The organism is Ruegeria sp. E5 (genome assembly GCF_056534105.1).
In genome coordinates, this window is record NZ_JBQFPA010000006.1 from 144,569 (window position 1) to 162,102 (window position 17,534).

At 56.1% G+C, this 17,534-nt stretch carries 21 protein-coding genes; 15 read left to right on the plus strand and 6 right to left on the minus strand.

The genetic code is table 11. From position 1 onward, the window contains the following. The first annotated feature begins 2 nt into the window (after positions 1-2). The 11 genes from ACR0BI_RS20025 (at position 3) to ACR0BI_RS20075 (ending at position 8,347) form a co-directional block, all read left to right on the plus strand. On the plus strand, positions 3-1,259 hold the full coding sequence (locus ACR0BI_RS20025; protein WP_480562903.1) for a nitrous oxide reductase family maturation protein NosD: 1,257 nt from the start codon (positions 3-5) through the stop codon (positions 1,257-1,259). Beyond that, positions 1,249-2,142 carry an ABC transporter ATP-binding protein gene (locus ACR0BI_RS20030; RefSeq protein ID WP_170398101.1) on the plus strand — a complete coding sequence of 298 codons (894 nt, stop codon included), beginning with the start codon at positions 1,249-1,251 and terminating at the stop codon, positions 2,140-2,142. The genes ACR0BI_RS20025 and ACR0BI_RS20030 overlap by 11 nt, the downstream gene beginning before the upstream one ends. Continuing rightward, positions 2,139-2,960 (plus strand): ABC transporter permease, encoded by an 822-nt coding sequence (locus ACR0BI_RS20035; protein ID WP_480562902.1) that lies wholly within the window; start codon positions 2,139-2,141, stop codon positions 2,958-2,960. The genes ACR0BI_RS20030 and ACR0BI_RS20035 overlap by 4 nt, the downstream gene beginning before the upstream one ends. Further along, positions 2,957-3,472 (plus strand): nitrous oxide reductase accessory protein NosL, encoded by a 516-nt coding sequence (locus tag ACR0BI_RS20040; protein ID WP_170595018.1) that lies wholly within the window; start codon positions 2,957-2,959, stop codon positions 3,470-3,472. The genes ACR0BI_RS20035 and ACR0BI_RS20040 overlap by 4 nt, the downstream gene beginning before the upstream one ends. Then, positions 3,469-4,365, plus strand: coding sequence for an FAD:protein FMN transferase (locus ACR0BI_RS20045; protein WP_480562901.1), 897 nt, complete (start codon positions 3,469-3,471; stop codon positions 4,363-4,365). Before ACR0BI_RS20040 ends, ACR0BI_RS20045 begins: the two co-directional genes overlap by 4 nt. Positions 4,366-4,549: 184 nt before the next feature. Continuing rightward, positions 4,550-5,761, plus strand: coding sequence for a tyrosine-type recombinase/integrase (locus ACR0BI_RS20050; protein ID WP_480562900.1), 1,212 nt, complete (start codon positions 4,550-4,552; stop codon positions 5,759-5,761). After that, complete coding sequence (locus ACR0BI_RS20055) at positions 5,754-6,236, plus strand: hypothetical protein (RefSeq protein ID WP_480562899.1); 483 nt, start codon at positions 5,754-5,756, stop codon at positions 6,234-6,236. The genes ACR0BI_RS20050 and ACR0BI_RS20055 overlap by 8 nt, the downstream gene beginning before the upstream one ends. A 65-nt stretch (positions 6,237-6,301) precedes the next feature. Then, on the plus strand, positions 6,302-6,475 hold the full coding sequence (locus tag ACR0BI_RS20060; RefSeq protein WP_480562898.1) for a helix-turn-helix transcriptional regulator: 174 nt from the start codon (positions 6,302-6,304) through the stop codon (positions 6,473-6,475). A gap of 312 nt (positions 6,476-6,787) precedes the next feature. After that, positions 6,788-6,994: a transcriptional coactivator p15/PC4 family protein gene (locus ACR0BI_RS20065; RefSeq protein ID WP_480562897.1), complete on the plus strand. Its 207-nt coding sequence runs from the start codon at positions 6,788-6,790 to the stop codon at positions 6,992-6,994. After that, positions 6,995-7,516 carry a hypothetical protein gene (locus tag ACR0BI_RS20070; protein WP_480562896.1) on the plus strand — a complete coding sequence of 174 codons (522 nt, stop codon included), beginning with the start codon at positions 6,995-6,997 and terminating at the stop codon, positions 7,514-7,516. Between the two features lie 150 nt (positions 7,517-7,666). After that, the gene (locus ACR0BI_RS20075) at positions 7,667-8,347 is read left to right on the plus strand and encodes a hypothetical protein (RefSeq protein WP_480562895.1); all 681 of its coding nucleotides are present in this window, start codon (positions 7,667-7,669) and stop codon (positions 8,345-8,347) included. A gap of 594 nt (positions 8,348-8,941) precedes the next feature. Here the strand turns inward: ACR0BI_RS20075 and ACR0BI_RS20080 are convergent. From ACR0BI_RS20080 to ACR0BI_RS20095, 4 genes are all read right to left on the minus strand, one after another. Further along, a complete protein-coding gene (locus ACR0BI_RS20080) occupies positions 8,942-9,256 on the minus strand; it encodes a hypothetical protein (protein ID WP_170398067.1) in 315 nt (104 codons plus the stop codon). An 853-nt stretch (positions 9,257-10,109) separates the two neighbouring features. After that, positions 10,110-12,290 carry a xanthine dehydrogenase family protein molybdopterin-binding subunit gene (locus ACR0BI_RS20085; protein ID WP_480562894.1) on the minus strand — a complete coding sequence of 727 codons (2,181 nt, stop codon included), beginning with the start codon at positions 12,288-12,290 and terminating at the stop codon, positions 10,110-10,112. Between the two features lie 5 nt (positions 12,291-12,295). Continuing rightward, positions 12,296-12,760 (minus strand): (2Fe-2S)-binding protein, encoded by a 465-nt coding sequence (locus ACR0BI_RS20090; protein WP_480562893.1) that lies wholly within the window; start codon positions 12,758-12,760, stop codon positions 12,296-12,298. A gap of 191 nt (positions 12,761-12,951) precedes the next feature. Beyond that, positions 12,952-13,773: an SDR family oxidoreductase gene (locus ACR0BI_RS20095; RefSeq protein ID WP_480562892.1), complete on the minus strand. Its 822-nt coding sequence runs from the start codon at positions 13,771-13,773 to the stop codon at positions 12,952-12,954. A 160-nt stretch (positions 13,774-13,933) separates the two neighbouring features. On the opposite strand from ACR0BI_RS20095, the gene ACR0BI_RS20100 reads away from it, so the two are divergent. The 3 genes from ACR0BI_RS20100 to ACR0BI_RS20110 all read left to right on the plus strand — a co-directional run bounded on the left by ACR0BI_RS20100 (position 13,934) and on the right by ACR0BI_RS20110 (position 16,010). Next, a complete protein-coding gene (locus ACR0BI_RS20100; protein WP_480562891.1) occupies positions 13,934-14,827 on the plus strand; it encodes an AraC family transcriptional regulator in 894 nt (297 codons plus the stop codon). A 158-nt stretch (positions 14,828-14,985) separates the two neighbouring features. After that, positions 14,986-15,678: an SOS response-associated peptidase gene (locus ACR0BI_RS20105; RefSeq protein WP_480562890.1), complete on the plus strand. Its 693-nt coding sequence runs from the start codon at positions 14,986-14,988 to the stop codon at positions 15,676-15,678. Beyond that, on the plus strand, positions 15,678-16,010 hold the full coding sequence (locus tag ACR0BI_RS20110; RefSeq protein ID WP_480562889.1) for a hypothetical protein: 333 nt from the start codon (positions 15,678-15,680) through the stop codon (positions 16,008-16,010). The genes ACR0BI_RS20105 and ACR0BI_RS20110 overlap by 1 nt, the downstream gene beginning before the upstream one ends. Here the strand turns inward: ACR0BI_RS20110 and ACR0BI_RS20115 are convergent, their stop codons facing one another. Both ACR0BI_RS20115 and ACR0BI_RS20120 read right to left on the minus strand, forming a co-directional pair. Next, positions 16,011-16,325 carry a hypothetical protein gene (locus tag ACR0BI_RS20115; protein ID WP_480562888.1) on the minus strand — a complete coding sequence of 105 codons (315 nt, stop codon included), beginning with the start codon at positions 16,323-16,325 and terminating at the stop codon, positions 16,011-16,013. A gap of 17 nt (positions 16,326-16,342) precedes the next feature. Beyond that, a complete protein-coding gene (locus tag ACR0BI_RS20120; protein WP_480562887.1) occupies positions 16,343-16,717 on the minus strand; it encodes a thermonuclease family protein in 375 nt (124 codons plus the stop codon). A gap of 159 nt (positions 16,718-16,876) precedes the next feature. Here ACR0BI_RS20120 and ACR0BI_RS20125 point away from each other — a divergent pair, with 159 nt between their 5' ends. After that, positions 16,877-17,530: a cysteine peptidase family C39 domain-containing protein gene (locus ACR0BI_RS20125; protein WP_480562886.1), complete on the plus strand. Its 654-nt coding sequence runs from the start codon at positions 16,877-16,879 to the stop codon at positions 17,528-17,530. Positions 17,531-17,534: the final 4 nt, after the last annotated feature.

Below are 17,534 nucleotides of genomic sequence, written 5' to 3' on the forward strand. Positions count from 1 at the left end.
CCATGCGTTGGTCCCTGCTCATACCGCTCCTGCTCGGCTCGCCCCTTTGGGCGGCGGACTGGGATGTGCCCAACCGGGCGGGGGCCATCAACGAGATACTGGCGCAGGCGGCGGATGGGGACACCCTCCGTCTGAGCCCCGGCGTTTACACAGAAACGCTGGTTCTGGACCGGCCCGTCACGATTGACGGGCTGGGACAGGCCACCATCGACGGACAAGGCGAAGGCAGCGTCATCACCGTGACCGGGCCGGGTGTAACCGTGCGCGGTCTGACGGTGATCGGATCGGGCTCGGACCATGACGGGATAGACAGCGGCATCCAGTTGACCAAGACGGCCCATGCGCCGGTGGTCGAAGACAATGTGCTGCTGGGCAATCTCTATGGCATCGACATCCACGGGGCGAAGGACAGCATCGTCCGGGGCAACCGGATCGAAGGACGGCAAGACCAGCGCATGAACGAGCGTGGCAATGGCGTCTATGTCTGGAACGCGCCGGGTGCGGTGGTTGAGGACAACGATATTCGCTATGGCCGCGACGGAATCTTTGTAAACTCGTCGAAGAAGAACACCTTCACCGGCAACCTGTTTCGCGATCTGCGTTTTGCCGTGCATTACATGTATGCCGACAATTCGGTGGTCAGCGACAACGTCTCGATCGGCAATGATCTGGGCTACGCGGTGATGTTCACGACCAATGTGACCGTGGCCAATAACGTCTCGATCGGCGACCGCGAACATGGCGTCATGCTGAACTACGCCAACAAAAGCACCATCACCGGAAACGTTGTGAAAGGTGCGAAAGAGAAATGCACCTTCCTCTATAACTCGAACAAGAACGAGTTCACTGATAACTGGTTTGAGGGGTGCGGCATCGGCATCCACTTTACCGCTGGCAGCGAGCGCAACCGCATCGTTGGCAATTCATTCATCGGAAACCGGACGCAGGTGAAATACGTCTCGACCAAATGGGTCGAGTGGTCCGAGGACGGGCGCGGCAACTACTGGTCCGATTTCGCCGCTTATGATGTGGATGGCAACGGCATTGCCGATGCCCCCTATCGCCCCAATGACAGTATGGACCATGTGCTGTGGACCCAACCCTCAGCCAAATTGTTGCTCGGCTCCCCTGCCGTGCAGCTGGTGCGCTGGTCTCAATCGGCCTTCCCGGCGCTGTTGCCGGGGGGTGTGATGGACAGCAACCCATTGATGCAAGCCCCTGAACCCCCAGCTATGAAAAAGGTGCCTCATGACGGATAAGGCCCTGTCAATCGACCATGTTCTCAAGGACCGAGGGAAAACCCGCGTTCTTGACGATATCACCCTGTCTCTTGCCCCCGGTCAGCGCGTGGCGCTGCTGGGCCATAACGGCGCGGGCAAGTCGACCCTGATCAAATCCATCCTCGGCCTGACGCCGATTCATGGCGGAGCCATCCGGATCGGAGATGCCACCCCCGGTAGCGCGCAGGCGCGTCGCGAGACGGCCTATCTGCCCGAAGCGGTGTCGTTTCATCCCGCTTTGACAGGGCGCGAGCAGTTGACCCTGTTTGCGCAGCTTTCAGGCGCAAAGGCCGACGTGCTTGGCCTGTTGGAGCGCGTTGGTCTCAGCGACGCATTGGACCGCCGGATCGGTACCTATTCCAAAGGCATGCGGCAACGTCTGGGTCTGGCGCAGGTGCTGTTGGGTCAACCGAAAGTGGCTTTGCTGGATGAGCCGACAAGCGGGCTGGACCCGATCTCGCGGCAGGACCTTTATGCCATCATCGACGAGCTGGCTGCCCAAGGCACAGCCGTTCTAATTGCCAGCCATGCGCTGACTGAGGTCGAGGCCCGTACTGATCGCATCGCCATCATGCGCAAGGGCCGGATGGTCGCTGATGACACGCTGAACAATCTGTCGGCTCTGGCCGGTCTGCCGATCCGCCTGAAGGTGCGCGCCAGTGCCAATCCTGATGTGCTGGCCGCCGAACTGGGTGGCAACCGGATCAATGGGGCATCCGTTGAATTGCTCTGCGCACCCGAAGACAAGATGGAGGCGCTGCGCCGGATCGCCGGATTGGGCGACGCTGTGGCGGATGTGGAAATGACCCCGCCCAAGCTGGAAGACCTCTATCGCCACTACGCACAGGAGGATTTGCAATGACCCGCTTCCTCGCCATCACCCGCACAGAAATGCTGATCCTGCGTCGCAACCGCTGGCTGCTGGTCGCAACACTGATCATGGTTCTGTTCGCCTTGGCGCTGACCTTTGCAGGCAGCGCACCAACGGGCACTTTAGGCGTCGACATGCTGACCGTTTCGGTGGCCTCGATGACCACGCTGTCGGTCTATCTTGCGCCGCTGCTGGCGCTGATGATCGCCTTTGACGCCATCGCCGGCGACGTGGATCGCGGCAGCCTGTCGCTGCTGCTGTCCTACCCGGCGGGGCGCGGAGAAATCCTGCTCGGCAAGTTCACCGCCCATCTGGCCGCTTTGGCCTTCGCCATGACCGTCGGTTTCGGCACCGCAGGCGCAGTGGCCGCCTTCTTTGGCGGCGCGGGTCCGGAAAGCCTGATGGCTCTGGTCCGCCTGATCCTCACATCTATCCTGCTGGGCGCTGTCTTTCTGGCGCTTGGATACTTGCTGTCCGCCCTGGCAAAGGGGGCCACGGCGGCGGCAGGTTTGTCGGCCGGGCTCTGGCTGGTTTTTGTCGTCCTCTATGATCTGGGCCTGTTGGGGGCCGTCGTCATGGACAAGGGCGGCACCTTCACCCAATCCGTCTTTCCGTGGGTGATGGTGGCCAACCCGGCCGACGCATTCCGTTTGTGGAACATCGCCGCAACCGAGGGCGTCGCGATAGCCTCGGGCATGACCGGGGCGGCGCAGGCCCTGCCGGTCTGGGCCGCGCCCGCCTCGCTGCTGATCTGGCCGGTGCTAGGCTTTGCCCTTGCGCGTCTCGCATTTCGGAGAGTTGAGCCATGAGATACCTAGCCCTGATCGCTCTGGTCGCGTTGACGGCCTGCAAAGAAGAGGTGGCCGAGGCCCCCGACCCGGTTGATCTCACCCCGGATGCGCTGAGTTATTTCTGCCAGATGAACATCGCGGAACATGGCGGGCCCAAAGGGCAGATCCATCTGGAAGGCTATCCCGCGCCTTTGTTCTTTGCGCAGGTGCGCGACATGCTGGCCTATCTGAAAAGCCCCGAACGTGACGCCAAGATCACCGCTGCCTATGTCAGTGACATGAGCGTCGCGCCCAGCTGGCGGCAACCGGGGATTTCCAACTGGATCGCAGCCGATGGTGCGACCTTTGTCGTCGGCGCCGATGTGGCCGGTGGCATGGGTGCGCGAGAAGTCGTGCCCTTTGGCGACCCCGCTGCGGCAGAGGCGTTCATTGCCGAATATGGCGGCGCCGCCCTGCCACTGTCTGATATTCCCGATGCCGAAGTGCTGGGCCCCGTCGATCTGGACCTCGCGCTGGAGACCCCCGCATGACCATTCTGACCCGCCGCCGTTTCCTGGCCATCTCAGCCGCCTGCGCCGCCGTACCCGCCGCTGCTGGCAACGTCGCCCAATGGCGCGGTATCGCGCTGGGCGCACCCGCCAGCCTGAGGCTGGAAGGCTCGACGGACGCACAGGCCGCGCCGATCTTTGCTGCGGTCGAGGCAGAGCTGAATCGGCTGGAGAATATATTCAGCCTCTACCGGACGTACTCGCAGATCAGTCAGCTTAACCGGATCGGCCACCTGGTCACCCCGGCGCCTGAGCTGCTGGAGGTGCTGAGCCTGTGTACCACGCTTCACGACGCTTCGGGCGGGGCGTTTGATCCGACGATCCAGCCGCTGTGGCTAGCACTCGCCAGTGGCGCGGCGGGGCCGCAGGTGGAACGTGCACGCCAGACGATTGGTTGGGACAAGGTTCACGTAAGCGCCGGTGAGATCCGCCTGCCGCATCCCGGACGCTCGGCGATTACCCTGAACGGGATTGCTCAAGGTGCGATCACTGACCGGATTGCCGCTTTGATGCGATCCTTCGATCTGCGCGATGTGCTGGTGGATATGGGCGAGGTCGCCGCCCTTGGCCAGCGGAGTAATGGCGAGCCGTGGCGCGTCGGGCTGGCCAAGCCCGACGGTGCTGTCGCCAAACGGATCACACTGCAGGACCGCGCCGTCGCAACCTCGGCCCCCGAAGGCACCATGCTGCAGGGCGATCAGGGGCATATCCTGAACCCAAAGGGGTTGGGTGCGCCCTATCAGGCTGTATCAATCTCAGCCTCACAGGCAGCATTGGCAGACGGGCTCTCAACCGCCCTATGCCTGACCCCACGTGCCAAAGCAAACGCGCTGATATCGCGTTTTCCGGGCGCGCGTATCGAGATGAGTATCTGAACTCGGGTAAAGCTTGTCGTAAGGGGATGGTGCCTCAAGAGGGCATCTAATCCTTGTTTCAGGGTGTTTCACCATGCCCCAGATTTTCACTGAGTGATTGTTTTTCAGTTATTTAACTGTACCACTGTGTTCCACTATACCCCAAGGTATACTATATATAGAGGGTGGATAGAGAGGTGGATGAGTGTCACGCCCGTTGAATAAGCTCAGCGCATCTACGCTAAAAGCGATTCCGCCGGGAAAGTACTCCGACGGCGGCGGGCTGTGGTTCCATCGCCGTGAGGATGGTGGAGCCCAGTGGTTCTTGCGTGTCACTGTTCATGGACGCAGGCGTGAGATGGGTTTGGGCTCCTTTCCTGAGGTGTCGCTCAAAGAAGTGCGTCAGGAAGCAGAGAACTGGCGGGCTGTTGCTCGCAAAGGAACTGACCCAATCAAGGAGCGGGAACGGCTCAAACGGGAGGAAGCAAGCAAACTACATCTTTTGAAAGATGTTGCCCTTGACGCCTTCGAAAGCCGGAAGGCGGAGTTGAAAGGCGACGGTAAAGCAGGGCGCTGGTTTTCACCTTTGGAACTTCATGTGTTGCCAAAACTTGGCAAAGTCCCTGTTGTCGAACTGGATCAAAAGGACATCCGCGACACGCTTGCTCCTATCTGGCACGACAAAGCGGACACGGCACGAAAGGCCATGAACCGACTTTCTATTGTGATGCGCCATGCGGCTGCACTCGGTTTGGATGTGGATCTACAAGCGACGGATAAAGCCAAGGCCCTATTGGGTAAGCAGCGCCACAAGGCAAAGAACATCCCTGCGATGCCGTGGAAGGAGGTTCCTGCCTTCTACCAGAGTCTGGATGGCGGAACGACGACCGAGCTTGCACTGCGTCTGCTGATACTCACCGCAGTCAGATCCTATCCGCTTCGTAACCTGCATCTGGATCAGATTGACGGCGATGTTTGGACCATCCCGGCAGCAGCGATGAAGGGTCGCAGAGATGCGACAGAGGATTTCCGAGTGCCTCTAACAACCGAAGCTCTCGCTGTAATCGAGAAGTCCAAGCCGATGGCGAGAGATGGCTTGCTGTTCCCTGGTGTTCGGCGCGGCGTGATATCGGACATGACCATGGGTTCGTTTATGAAACGGCGTGATTTGGTCGAGCGTCCACATGGGTTCAGGTCTTCGTTCCGGGATTGGGTGGCGGAAACGCAAAACGTGCCATTTGAGGTCGCGGAAACCTGCTTAGGTCACGTCGTAGGTGGTTCTGTCGAACGCTCCTACAAGCGTACGGACTTCTTAGAACAGCGGCGAGAGTTGATGGGACGATGGGCCGCCCATCTACTATCGAACATGACCCAAGGCGACCAAAACCCGGTAAAGCTTGGAGCGAGACATGACTAAAAGAAAAGTTCGCGGAATACTGGACCACGTCCAAGCAGAGCACGACGGGGTCGAATGGGAGTGGGAGCAACCTAGCGTCGACTACGTCCCTGGCATGGGGCTGGGCGCTACCAAACAAGCGACCAGATGGGCTTTCATTGGTTACTGCATGGAAATCGAGCGGTTCATAAAATCCGCTTTGACTGTGAAGAGAGGTCGCCCACCGAAAAACAAATTGGACTCCATAGACGCCCGAAGAGCGTTTCTTCTGTGGAAAATGGTCAACCAAACTTTCAGCGGCAGTCGGCTCAATTGCACTGTTAGCTCATTAATAAACATGGTGATTGCTGTAGAAGAACACTTGAAATTGCCCATGCGAGAAAGAGCTTTTCCACCAAGTGGAAGCTACGCATCTTCGATTTCTAGAGGAAAGAAAATTCTAGAAATTGACAGAGATTGGAATTCCGCGATTTGCGAAAAAATCGATGCCATTTAACCGCAAATGACTGATAGATAGCTATCCTTCAGTGTGTGTGCCATGAGCAATCATGGAGCACACATATGCACCTCCTTTCCTTCACGGACCTGCAGTCCAAGCTCGGCGGTCGTAGCCGGTCCAGCGTCTACCGCGACATTGAAATTGGTCGCCTTCCGAAACCCATCAAGTTCGGTTCTCGCCTCTATTGGAATGAGGCCGATATCGACGCCGCAATCGAGAAACAGGTTGCCGTATAGTCAAAACCCGCACCCAGGAACAGGGCGCGGGCGGCAAACAATTGCGGCTGGCGGAATAGTTGCAATTGTAACCGCTTCTCGCCCTTGGTGCAATAACTGAGGAGCAGAAAATGAGTACTGAGCAGAAACCAGACAACGGACGCCAGAAGTTCGGTATCGATTTCCTCGCCAGCAAAGTCGAGCTGATCCAAGCGAGCGAGGTGGCGGCATGAGAACCGTTGACCTGCAAGTATCTACTCTTCGCCGCAAGCACGGCCTCACTGAGGCTGCTGCTCGCATTGTCGCTGCATTGTATTTTGGGGAGGGCCGCTAATGGCCCTCATTGCACAGATACCCAAGAACAGTCGTGAGGAAATCCGTGTCAGCCGGGATAACTTTCAAGGGCATGACCTCATCAATATCCGCGTGTTCTTCGTCTCAAAAGACGGAGAGATGCTGCCGGGCAAGCAAGGTGTCGCCTTCAAGGCTGATTTGCTGCCTGAGTTCATAGACGCGCTCAATAAGGCGGAGGCTGCGTAGATGGGGCGCGATAGGCGAAATGAGAAACGCGGCGAGCACTGGACCAAGCTTGTTCGTAACATGATGGAGACGCCCGCTTGGCGGGCGCTCTCCCCTGTCGCGCAGTCTCTGTACCCATGGCTCAGGCTGGAATGGCACGGCGTAGACAACAACAACGGCAAGATTTGCTTGAGCGTCAGACAAGCCGCTGAACGTTTAGGGGTGTCGTATAACACAGCTGCCAAGGGGTTCCGCGAGTTACAGGCAAAAGGATTCATTGCCGTCACCCGCCCGCCAAAACTAGGCACCAGCGGAGTCGCATCTTCGCCGCTATTCGAACTGACCGAAATTTCATTGCCGACCGCACAAGGTGAGTCTGGCCGCAGATTGTACAAACAGTGGTCAAAAGGCTCAGATTTCCCGGTCGTAAAAGCCCCAGTTCACAACCCAACCGGCAAACGCGGAAAAACAAAACCCTGTCTCAAAAACTGCGACGAGACCGTCGTAAATTTTGCGACGAGAAAAACGGAGGCGACGCAATAAATGCGACGGGCCGTATCAATAATTGCGACGAAAACACACGATTTCGACACGTCCCCCGTCGCAATATTTAAGACATCCTTAATCTACCAGGGGTTCTGGGGGAAACGGACACCTTCTGCACCAACAATCCAACAAAACGAGGCATGAGCAATGACAACCAAGACTAATCTGAACAGCAAACCGGTAGAAGAAACGCAATTACGGGAAGATGATCCTTCGTCGAAGGCGTTGGAGGTCTCTAAACGAAATGCGACGGAAGCAGAACGGGAGGTGATTGAGGCGGTACGCGCCGACAAGCGAGCTCAAGTCAGAGCGCCGAACTTGAACTTGGATTTTGATGAAGAAACGAGAGAAGTCTTTGTCGAGCACGAGGGCTTAGACGGTATGTCGGGCGCCGCTCTGACAATGCATGAACTCGGGACTTCTGACCTTCGCTTTTATGAAGGCATCATGAAGCACATCATCCCGCTGGGGGATGGTGACAATACCGTGTCGGCCCCTGCTTCGAATTTTGTCCTGTCGGTTGTGGCAGGTGTTCAACCTAAGGACCAAATCGAAGCGATGCTAGCGGTTCAAATGGGAACGGTTCACCAAGCCACTATGGTAATGGCACGGCGTTTGAATCATTCGAAACATATTGCGCAACAAGATGCAGCCGAACGCGCTCTCAACAAACTGGCACGTACCTTCACAAGCCAAGTTGAGACGTTGAAGCGGTATCGATCCAAGGCGGATCAGACCGTTCGCGTAGAGCGTGTTGAAGTGAAAGAAGGTGGCCAAGCAATTGTCGGTGATGTCCACCACGGGGGCGCGGCTGATGAAAAAAAGTGACTCCAACCCCATGGAAAGGGCGCACGCAGCCCCGCGTTGCACGGCTAAATCTAAGCGCACCGGCCTTCCTTGCAAAAACCCGGCTGTTCGTGGCTGGACTGTGTGTCGGATGCATGGCGCTGGCGGTGGGCATGGTCCTGGAAAAGCAAACCCGGCATACAAGCACGGTTTGCGCAGCAGAGAGGCGCAAGAGATGCGAAAGGCGGTCAATGAGCAAGTGCGTCTTGCCCGTGCGTTGGAAACGCTTGTAGGACATGAGCGTTAATAGTGAGCCTACTTCGCGGCTGGCCTACCCTCAGCTCTAGTCCGATCGCGGGGAGTGGATGGGTAGGTTTTGAAATCTGATAGATCCTCCCAGCACAGCCGTTCCTCAATTTTGTACAGAAATGCAGAATGCAGACCTATCAACGTTGTTTTCGCCAACTTTCCGTACCGGTTCTGAAATTCCTCTTGCGGCTATCTCGCAAGATTCCTCGTCAATGTATGGGCCTAACTGCACTGAATGTGCGTGGCTCGCACCGTCATTGTGTACAGAAAAAACGATTAGCAGCATCCACATCGTGAACAACCTCCCAAAAAAGATTCTTACCGACTCTATTCCTCAAACGTCATGGCTTTGGTGAAAAACTCGCAGAAAACCGACTTTTCTTCGTTTGCCATGGTCGCGAAATCGCGACCGACTTCGGCATAAGTGCTAAAAAACTCGACGGCATCTTCACCTTCTCGAAAATTCTCAGCCAAAAGTTTGAATAAGAAGTCAAGATCCGGCTCATCAATGCAGTGGATTGCCGATTGAAGAAGTAGAGCGCTACCCCCTGGGCCACCGTTGTTTTTGACCGACATTTGCCCTTGCGCAGTCAGGGCAGTTGATAGAAAAAACACTGTTGCCAAAAGCGTTAGCTTTGTCATTGGAAATCCTCTACCGAACAATTGTTTGTACCATTTCGCGGCCTGGTGAGCGTAATTTCTCCACCTATCCTATTTTGATAGCAAACCAATGGCTAAAACGCAAAAAGCCCGCGAGCGCGAAGCTGATGGAATATCTTGGGGGATTTCTGCAAACTAGGCCATAATCTAAGGCCCAATGACCAACCATAATGCGGAGCCCTAAGATTACTCTAAGGTACGACGCGCCAAACTCGTACCCCCTCATAGAAATCGCTAATCCCATCACGACGCGCCGCACCTGCTTGATATCGGTGCAGCGTGTTTGAATTGTGTCTGAGATAAGAAAATAAGGGGTCTACGGGAAACCCCCAATTTCGGACAAGGCGCTAACGGGGTAGATTGGGCTCAACGGAAAAACACTACCACTCCGGATACCCCCTCAAGAGAGAGGGGCTGGCTAAGACCCCCTCATCCAGCCCCTCACCACCTTCACTCTCAATCATTTGTGAGACGGTGGGTTCTTCCCCTTCTCCCGAACCGGGAGGCCCGCACAGTATAGCACAAAAAACCCGTCATATTCAGCCCGCCATAAATGGGGGGTGTTCGGAAGACAAACTGTCGGCAAACTTTGAGTTCTGCGCCATCACACCGGTTTAGTCGGATGTCGGCTGCGAGCCCGAACAGGACGTTTATCCGGTGAGACTTTGCTGGCTTACAGCTAAAGACCGCTCAGAACGCAAACCCGAAGCGGTCCGGCACTGGCTCCAGCCGACGTTCAGCCGAAGGTCCTGGCGACACAATTGGAGAATCGCCTCTTGCGGCCACAAACGTTTACGCATCACGGATGGAACATCCGTGATGCGTTTTCTGTTGCTTAAGCGAAGGACACGCCGCGGTCTCTCATTGGCAATTCCGAGACGCGGAGATCGAGCTGTGCAACGGCATTGGCCAGAGCCGGCGCTGCAGGCGGTGTCCCAGGTTCGCCAATCCCTGTCGGAGCTTCCGCCGACGGGACGATGTGGGTCTCAATGCCCTGGATGTCGGAGATCCGCAGCGGTTCGTAGTCCGGGAAATTGAACTGTTCCACCGAGCCGCCAGCCAGCGTGATCTGCTCGCGCATCGCGTGGCCGATGCCGTATCCGATCCCGCCTTCGATTTGCGCACGAATGACGTCCGGATTGACAGCGATCCCGCAATCTACAGCTGCGGAGATCTTTTCGATCTGGATACCGTCTTCAACTGTGCCGGAGATCTCGACGAGTTCCGCCACGTAGGAGCCAAAGGATTTGTGAACGGCGATCCCCTGGACATTGCCCGCTGCGGGCTGGCCCCAATTGCCTTTCTCGGCAACCAGTTTCAGCACAGCTGCCTTACGCTCAGCGTCCTTCCCTTGGCCTTCAAGATAGGCGAGGCGGAATTCGACTGGATCGCGGCCCACGGCCTTTGCGGCCATGTCCATCATCACTTCCATCACATAGGCCGTGTGCGTGTGACCGACTGAACGCCACCACAGAACAGTTGTCGCTTTCTCGGTGTCGGTCAGACCTACGGACATGTTCGGTATGACATAGGGACTGTCCGCAAGACCTTCGACCGTGGAGTGGTCGACCCCGTCCCGCACGATCATTGCCTCGAACGCGGTGCCTTTCATAATCGACTGACCGGCGACCTGATGTTCCCAGGCTGCGATATTGCCCTCGGCATCCAGCCCCACGCGCACCTTGTGGCCCGTCGCGGGGCGGTAGTATCCGCCGCGGATGTCGTCCTCGCGATCCCAGACCAGTTTCACCGGGCGCGAACGATCCGTCATCACAAAGGCCAGGCCCGCTTCGACCTGATAGTCAGCATCAGGTGTGGCACGGCGACCGAAGGAGCCTCCGGCCAGCATGGTCTTGATATGGATTTTCTCCGGCGGCAGTTGGAAGATCTGTTGATAGGCCATATGCGGACCCGTTGGCATCTGCGCACCATCGTAGAGCACGATATCGCCCTCGGCGGTCTGCTCGATGGTGCAGTTCAGCGGTTCCATCGGAGCATGCGCGAGAAGCGGGAAGTAGAAGGTTTTCTCGACGACCGTCGCAGCTTCATCGACGGCCGAACTGACCGTAGCCTGATCTGCCTGATTGACGTTATAGACGGGCGCGGCATCCAAAGCGGCCATGACTTCGTCGCGGATTTCGGCAGACGATCGGGTCTCGGCGCCGGACATATCCCATTCCACTTCAATGGCACCGCGCGCCTGCATCGCCGCCCATGTGTTCTCGGCATAAACCGCAACGCCATGGTTCGTTGGCAGGGGCATGGCCATGATGAACCCCTTCACCTCGTTCGCCGCGCTGTCGTCGAAGCTTGCGACCACGCCACCGCGCTGTGGGGTGCGCTTGATCATGACCACCATCTGACTGGGCAGGTGCATGTCCATGGCATACTTGGCCTGACCGTTCACCTTGATCGGACTGTCCAGACGGCGCGTGTCTTCGTTGCCGATGATCTTCCAATCAGACGGGTCGCGAAGGCGTGGGTTTTCGGAAGGTGCAATCTCAGCCGCCGCGGCAACGAATTCACCCAACGGTGCGGATTTGCCGCCACCGACCACCATACCTGCCTGAATGTCCAGCGTTCCGGCATCCACGCCCCATGCGTTTGCTGCAGCCTTGATCAGCATTTCACGCGCGTTGGCGCCCGCGGTTCGGTACTGCATCCAAGAATTGGCCATGGCGGTTGAGCCGCCGGTGCCCTGGAACGGGCCAAATAGGAGGTTGTTGTAGACCTGTGGGTTTGACGGCGCAAATTCGTAACCGATCTGATCCATGGTCACGCCCAATTCTTCGGCGATCAGCGTCGACAGACCAGTGGCCGGGCCTTGCCCTTTTTCAAAATGCTTGATGATGGCGACGACGTTGCCGTCACTGTCGATTTTAACAAACGGGTTCAGCATCGCATCGGCGCTGCCGGATGCGGCGGCGGCACCATCGGAAGTTGCACCGACATACAGAACCGTGGCAGCAGCGGCGGCGCTCTTGAGGAAACCCCGGCGGGAAGTGTTTGCAGTCATATGTCTCAAGCCTCCAGAATTTCAGCGGCGCGCAGGACACCGGCGCGGATGCGTTGGTACGTGGCACAGCGGCAAGCGTTGCCATACATGTAATCATCGACGTCTTGAACGGTTGGATTGGCGTTTTCACGCAGAAGGCCAACTGCATTCATGATCTGACCAGACTGGCAATAGCCGCATTGCACAACATCCAGTTCAAGCCACGCCTGCTGCACAGCGGCGCCGACCTTGTCGTTTCCCATGTCTTCGATCGTGGTGATCTCGGAACCTTCGACATCCTCGATATACGTCTGGCAGGAGCGCACAGGCTGGCCGTCCATATGCACGGTGCATGCGCCACAAGAGGCCACGCCGCATCCGAATTTCGTTCCTGTCAGTTTCAGTTCATCACGGATCACCCACAGCAGTGGTGTTCCGGGTTCGGCCTCGACCATATGTGTCTGACCGTTCAGTTTCAGCGATATTGCCATGGTTATCCAGCTTCCCCTTTCTTCGTTGGACTGTTCGCGTTTGATATCTTCGCTGTCATTTATGCAGTTCGTTGTTGTGGCCGCACGGTGTGAAGCCCTTATTACAAGACACTTAGAGCCTCGATCGGATTGGTCACCCTTTTCTCACGTGCGTTGGACAAGCCGCTGCACGACCAGACCCTTCTATCGGCCTACAAACCCAGTTGCGCCTTCATCCCGCCGATGAATGTTTCGTCATCCAGTGCTTTCCGGTTGTTCAGAAGCTCAACCGCATCTGCTCCGGCGCGGTAGCGCAGGGTGTTGGTGCCGTCCGTTGCCGCAGTCCAGATAACCTCGGCCACAACACTTGGTGGCGACGCGCGCGAGGCCATCTCCTCGCTTCCCCAGGCCCCGAACAGAGCCTGGACAACCGGCTGGTACTCGGTCATCTGCTCATCATTAACGAAATCGAAGGACCGCCCGCCAAAGTCGGTTGCGATCATTCCGGGCTCGACGATTTTCACTTTGATTCCCGCCACTTCCAACTCGTAGTGCAGGGCTTCGGAGAGACCCTCGACCGCAAATTTCGTGCCGTGATACAAAGTTCCCAACGGGAAAGTCATCTGACCGCCAATCGAAGAGATGTTGATGATCGTGCCGGACCGATTGGCGCGCATGTGGGGCAGCAGCACCTTGGTGGTCTCCAACAGCCCGATGACATTGGTATCGAACTGACGCCGGATACGCTCCATAGGAAACGCCTCAAGCGGACCGTAGGCGCCATATCCGGCGTTGTTGAGTAGAACGTCGATCTGGCCGTATTTGCGGGTTCCGGCGGCCACGGCCGTTTCAATCGATGCGGCGTCGATCACGTCGAGCCGTGTGACAAGGATGTTGTCCCTGCCTGTCAGCTCTTCTTCCTTGTCGGGTGCGCGCATCGTTGCGATGACGTTCCATCCGCGGTCGGAAAAAAGCTTTGCCGTTTCCTTGCCGATGCCGGAAGACGCGCCGGTAATCAAAATCGTTTGGGTCATGAGAGGCCTCCTGGTCTCTTACCCTTCCAAAATAGCATCACGGCCTAGGAGCGCCGTGCCTGATCCTCCATATGATCTGCCTATTCCTCCTGTTCGGTCGTCTTTTCTGTTCCGAGAATTCGCGAGATGCATATATGTGACGTGCAAAGGAGAGATCCGGATGGTGCCAGATAATCTGATCAAAGCTGTTTTCCGTCACGTGGAAATCGCCGGGGGGCTCGGTACGGGATGTGAAACCGGCATCGATGGCCTTTATGCGATCGCAAACGTCGAAACAACAGAATGCTCGGCCGGCTTCTATGAACCAGTCATGTGTCTTGTGCTGCAGGGAGCCAAAGAAGCCTACGTGCGCGACCGAGTGGTGCGCTATGGAGCAGGCGACACATTGATTGTCAGCCATGCCGTTCCGGTAGAGGCGGCTGTCATCAAGGCCTGCCCCGAAGCACCATACACGGCGCTTGTGCTGAGGTTGGACCTCGCGCTGGTGCGCAGCCTCTATAATGAACTCGGCGAGTTTGGCGAAACGGAAGACGCCATCCATTCCTTGAATGCAGCTGCAACCGACGCCGCATTGATTGATGCAATGAACCGTCTGTTCCATCTTTCCAACGATCCGATGGAAGCGCGCACGCTTGCGCCCCTGGTGTTGAAGGAAATCTACTTTCGGCTTTTGCGCGCAAAGCACGGGGGAATGTTGCGCCAGCTATTGCACCGTGACAGCGCGGCCAGCCGAATATCGAAAACCATCGCCACCATTCGGACCAACTTCAAGTCCAACATCGCGGTAGCTGAATTAGCGTCGGAGTGCGGTATGAGCCTTTCCGCGTTCCACGAACATTTTAAGTCCGTTACGGCAACGACGCCCTTGCAGTACCAAAAAGATCTGCGCCTTTTGGAGGCCCGGAAGTTGTTGTCGTCTGACGGCCTCTCCGTTGCGGCCGCTGCATACGAAGTCGGTTACGAAAGCCCGACGCAATTCAGCCGGGAGTTTTCTAGGAAATTCGGCTTGTCTCCAAGCATGCAAAAGCTCGAAAGAAGAGCCGCTGCAGAATAGCCCGGGCCCAAGTCGATGTTCTAAGTGAACAAAGTAGCGGATACTGCAATCGGCGGTGGGTGTTGAAAGGCAGATATGTCCGTACAACTGTCATTAATCTCGTCGCCAACCATCAAAAAGTTCACCAAATGTTCCCTTGATTTCGCTATGCTCGCCGAATGTGCGGACGACTCGGCAGACCTGAAATGACATGGGCGGAACTCTATGCCCTGCAGAACTGGATCGTGAACGGCGTTCGTATCCCAACTGAGCGCGATCCAAACGCCAAAGACCTGTCAATGAGCTGGAACGTCAAGCCAACTCAGATGTTGGATTTGGCGTTCATCCATGAAGATCGACTGATTAGCTCCACGGCCCGCTGGTGGCTTGTACCGCACTGGTTCAAGGAAGACGTGAAACAGTGGAAGCCAACCACTTTCAACGCGAAGATTGAAACAGCGCATAAGCTAGGTTCATTCCGGGTCGCCTGGAAGAGCAGCAGGTGCATTATCCCGGCCAGTTTCTACTATGAATGGACAGGCCCTAAAGGGGCCAAACAGCCTTGGGTTATCAAGACAGATACCAATGACCCCTGCATGTATTTCGCAGGCCTCTACTCGCGCCTCTCGTCTGGTCTGAACACCTGCACAATTCTCACTCGCCCTGCGTTGCATCAAATCGAACACATACATGCACGGTCACCGGTAGTTCTAACGAACGAGAACCTTGTGCCGTGGATGTCAGGCGAGATTGACCACGACGAAGCGCAGAACTTGGGCACGGAATGGGATGGGCGTATGCGTTATCACAAGGTCGCACCGATTGGCCGCGATGATGACGGGCCGGAGTTAATCGACGTTATCGAGGCGTAATGGTCACGCGCAGCAGATCCCCGAAGAAAGCAGCAGATGAAAAATACTTCCCTATCAGGGTGCGTGTGCAGGTTCCTGAAGAAGGGTTCGGATATCGGCTTCATGAGATCCACAATTGGCTAGATGCCCATGCCGGTCGGGGACGTTGGGGTTGGAATGCGGATAGTGTGCTATCACGCGAATCCCGGGATGCGACGGCGTTTTATCTGCTGGACGAGCAATTGATTGCACCGTTCATTGAGGCATTCGACCTAGAGCTTGCGCAAGGTGAGGCTGACCTTTGCGGTAGTGGGTCTTTCAATCTCATGGCAGCTATGAGTCGAAAGCGATAGTCACTCGTAGTCGTTTTCCAAATTCCATTTGACTATCTTCAAGCACGCTCGGGTCTGCGCATCGAGCCAAGGTTTTTCTGGATCATGACCCGAAGCATCTAAATCAATCGGTTTGAAGCCCTCTATCGGTCCATCAGAAACAGCGCCTTCAGGAGGTGCAAACTTCTCGCATGCTTGAAAAGCCGTTATGAAATTGGCTGTTCTATCTAGGTCGCGTGCTTTGGTTTCTGAGATGTAAATTACGACAGGAACCACAGCAAGAAGTGCAGCAGTTATGACCACAATGCGTTCAATAGCTTCAAGCTTCTTTAACAATGGCTCTCTCCAGAAATTCACCTACAATACTTGGCCCGTCTGAGCCGTGATTTGGCCGCTGGTGTCTCTAAATGCCTGTAGCGACCCCCACTGTACCTACGGCAATCTAGGGCATGTCCTGCGGCGATTACAGCGGCCCCTATGTCTTCACCGTCAGCGTAACAGACACCAACATACCTATCATGGGTGCGCTCACCGTTCAGTTTGCATTCGATGGATTTGCCGCGAAGGTAGTTGACCATCCAGCGCTTGGCTTTCTTACCCGACTGTGTGCCGAGTTCGGGTGCATCAACGCCGTTCAATCGAACAGGTGTGCCATCTACTACAATGGTATCAGCATCACGGACATGCAGCCCACCTGCGATTGCTGAGGTAGCGAGCGAGATGGCCATGAATGCGAAAAATGTCCTTATCAAAATATCCGTATACCCTTGCTGCTGCAAATCACTGACTTTTCTGATAAGATGATCCAATAGAACGAGCGAATTTAGAACCTATGAACTTCCTAATACCTTTGTAGTCAAACATTTTAGTCAAGCTGGAGACATACAATGGACCGGCGATGCACAATAAAACGATTAGCAGCTTTTTCTGCATTCGGACTTTCAAATTCAATTGGAGCAAACGAGGCCCTCGCAGAGTACATTTGTGGTGACGCCTTCCCGTATAATCGAGGGATGGTGCGACAATGTAGTGTCGGGTTCCGTATCAATCGCGTTACTGCTCTACAAGAATGTGACCAGTGGTGCTGGGCTGCCTGCATCGAATCCGCGTTCGAACTTTATGGCTTTAGAGTTTCCCAAGAAGATATTGTGCAGAAGGTCTACGGACCAAACGTTCCCTGTCTTCCGAGTGTTGGCCCAAACATCGCTAGAGCTGTAGAGGGATACTGGACTGACGAGCGCGGCGATGAGTTTTACGCTGAACTTGAAACACACACCGATGTTCAGTTTGGGATCCATGACCCCTTTGCCCTTCAGCACGCCTCACGCTATCTAGCAGACGATATTCCAGTAATAATCGGTTCTCTCGGGCACGCTACACTTTTAACAAGTATGACCTGGCTTGAGGACAACTTCGGGCAACAAAGACTCACGGAGATTGTCGTTCGAGATCCTTGGCCCTACCGACAAAATAAACGACTGCTTACTGCTCAAGAGCTTTACGGCGCTACCTACCTTGCTGCAGTTTTCGTTGACTACTAGTCAG

What these genes read in the sequence shown, in the direction of transcription:
- ACR0BI_RS20025 (WP_480562903.1), top strand. Translation starts at nt 3, where the DNA reads ATGCGTTGGTCCCTGCTCATACCGCTCCTGCTCGGCTCGCCCCTTTGG.
- ACR0BI_RS20030 (WP_170398101.1), top strand. Translation starts at nt 1,249, where the DNA reads ATGACGGATAAGGCCCTGTCAATCGACCATGTTCTCAAGGACCGAGGG.
- ACR0BI_RS20035 (WP_480562902.1), top strand. Translation starts at nt 2,139, where the DNA reads ATGACCCGCTTCCTCGCCATCACCCGCACAGAAATGCTGATCCTGCGT.
- ACR0BI_RS20040 (WP_170595018.1), top strand. Translation starts at nt 2,957, where the DNA reads ATGAGATACCTAGCCCTGATCGCTCTGGTCGCGTTGACGGCCTGCAAA.
- ACR0BI_RS20045 (WP_480562901.1), top strand. Translation starts at nt 3,469, where the DNA reads ATGACCATTCTGACCCGCCGCCGTTTCCTGGCCATCTCAGCCGCCTGC.
- ACR0BI_RS20055 (WP_480562899.1), top strand. Translation starts at nt 5,754, where the DNA reads ATGACTAAAAGAAAAGTTCGCGGAATACTGGACCACGTCCAAGCAGAG.
- ACR0BI_RS20060 (WP_480562898.1), top strand. Translation starts at nt 6,302, where the DNA reads ATGCACCTCCTTTCCTTCACGGACCTGCAGTCCAAGCTCGGCGGTCGT.
- ACR0BI_RS20065 (WP_480562897.1), top strand. Translation starts at nt 6,788, where the DNA reads ATGGCCCTCATTGCACAGATACCCAAGAACAGTCGTGAGGAAATCCGT.
- ACR0BI_RS20070 (WP_480562896.1), top strand. Translation starts at nt 6,995, where the DNA reads ATGGGGCGCGATAGGCGAAATGAGAAACGCGGCGAGCACTGGACCAAG.
- ACR0BI_RS20075 (WP_480562895.1), top strand. Translation starts at nt 7,667, where the DNA reads ATGACAACCAAGACTAATCTGAACAGCAAACCGGTAGAAGAAACGCAA.
- ACR0BI_RS20080 (WP_170398067.1), bottom strand. Translation starts at nt 9,256, where the DNA reads ATGACAAAGCTAACGCTTTTGGCAACAGTGTTTTTTCTATCAACTGCC.
- ACR0BI_RS20085 (WP_480562894.1), bottom strand. Translation starts at nt 12,290, where the DNA reads ATGACTGCAAACACTTCCCGCCGGGGTTTCCTCAAGAGCGCCGCCGCT.
- ACR0BI_RS20090 (WP_480562893.1), bottom strand. Translation starts at nt 12,760, where the DNA reads ATGGCAATATCGCTGAAACTGAACGGTCAGACACATATGGTCGAGGCC.
- ACR0BI_RS20095 (WP_480562892.1), bottom strand. Translation starts at nt 13,773, where the DNA reads ATGACCCAAACGATTTTGATTACCGGCGCGTCTTCCGGCATCGGCAAG.
- ACR0BI_RS20100 (WP_480562891.1), top strand. Translation starts at nt 13,934, where the DNA reads ATGGTGCCAGATAATCTGATCAAAGCTGTTTTCCGTCACGTGGAAATC.
- ACR0BI_RS20105 (WP_480562890.1), top strand. Translation starts at nt 14,986, where the DNA reads ATGTGCGGACGACTCGGCAGACCTGAAATGACATGGGCGGAACTCTAT.
- ACR0BI_RS20110 (WP_480562889.1), top strand. Translation starts at nt 15,678, where the DNA reads ATGGTCACGCGCAGCAGATCCCCGAAGAAAGCAGCAGATGAAAAATAC.
- ACR0BI_RS20120 (WP_480562887.1), bottom strand. Translation starts at nt 16,717, where the DNA reads ATGGCCATCTCGCTCGCTACCTCAGCAATCGCAGGTGGGCTGCATGTC.
- ACR0BI_RS20125 (WP_480562886.1), top strand. Translation starts at nt 16,877, where the DNA reads ATGGACCGGCGATGCACAATAAAACGATTAGCAGCTTTTTCTGCATTC.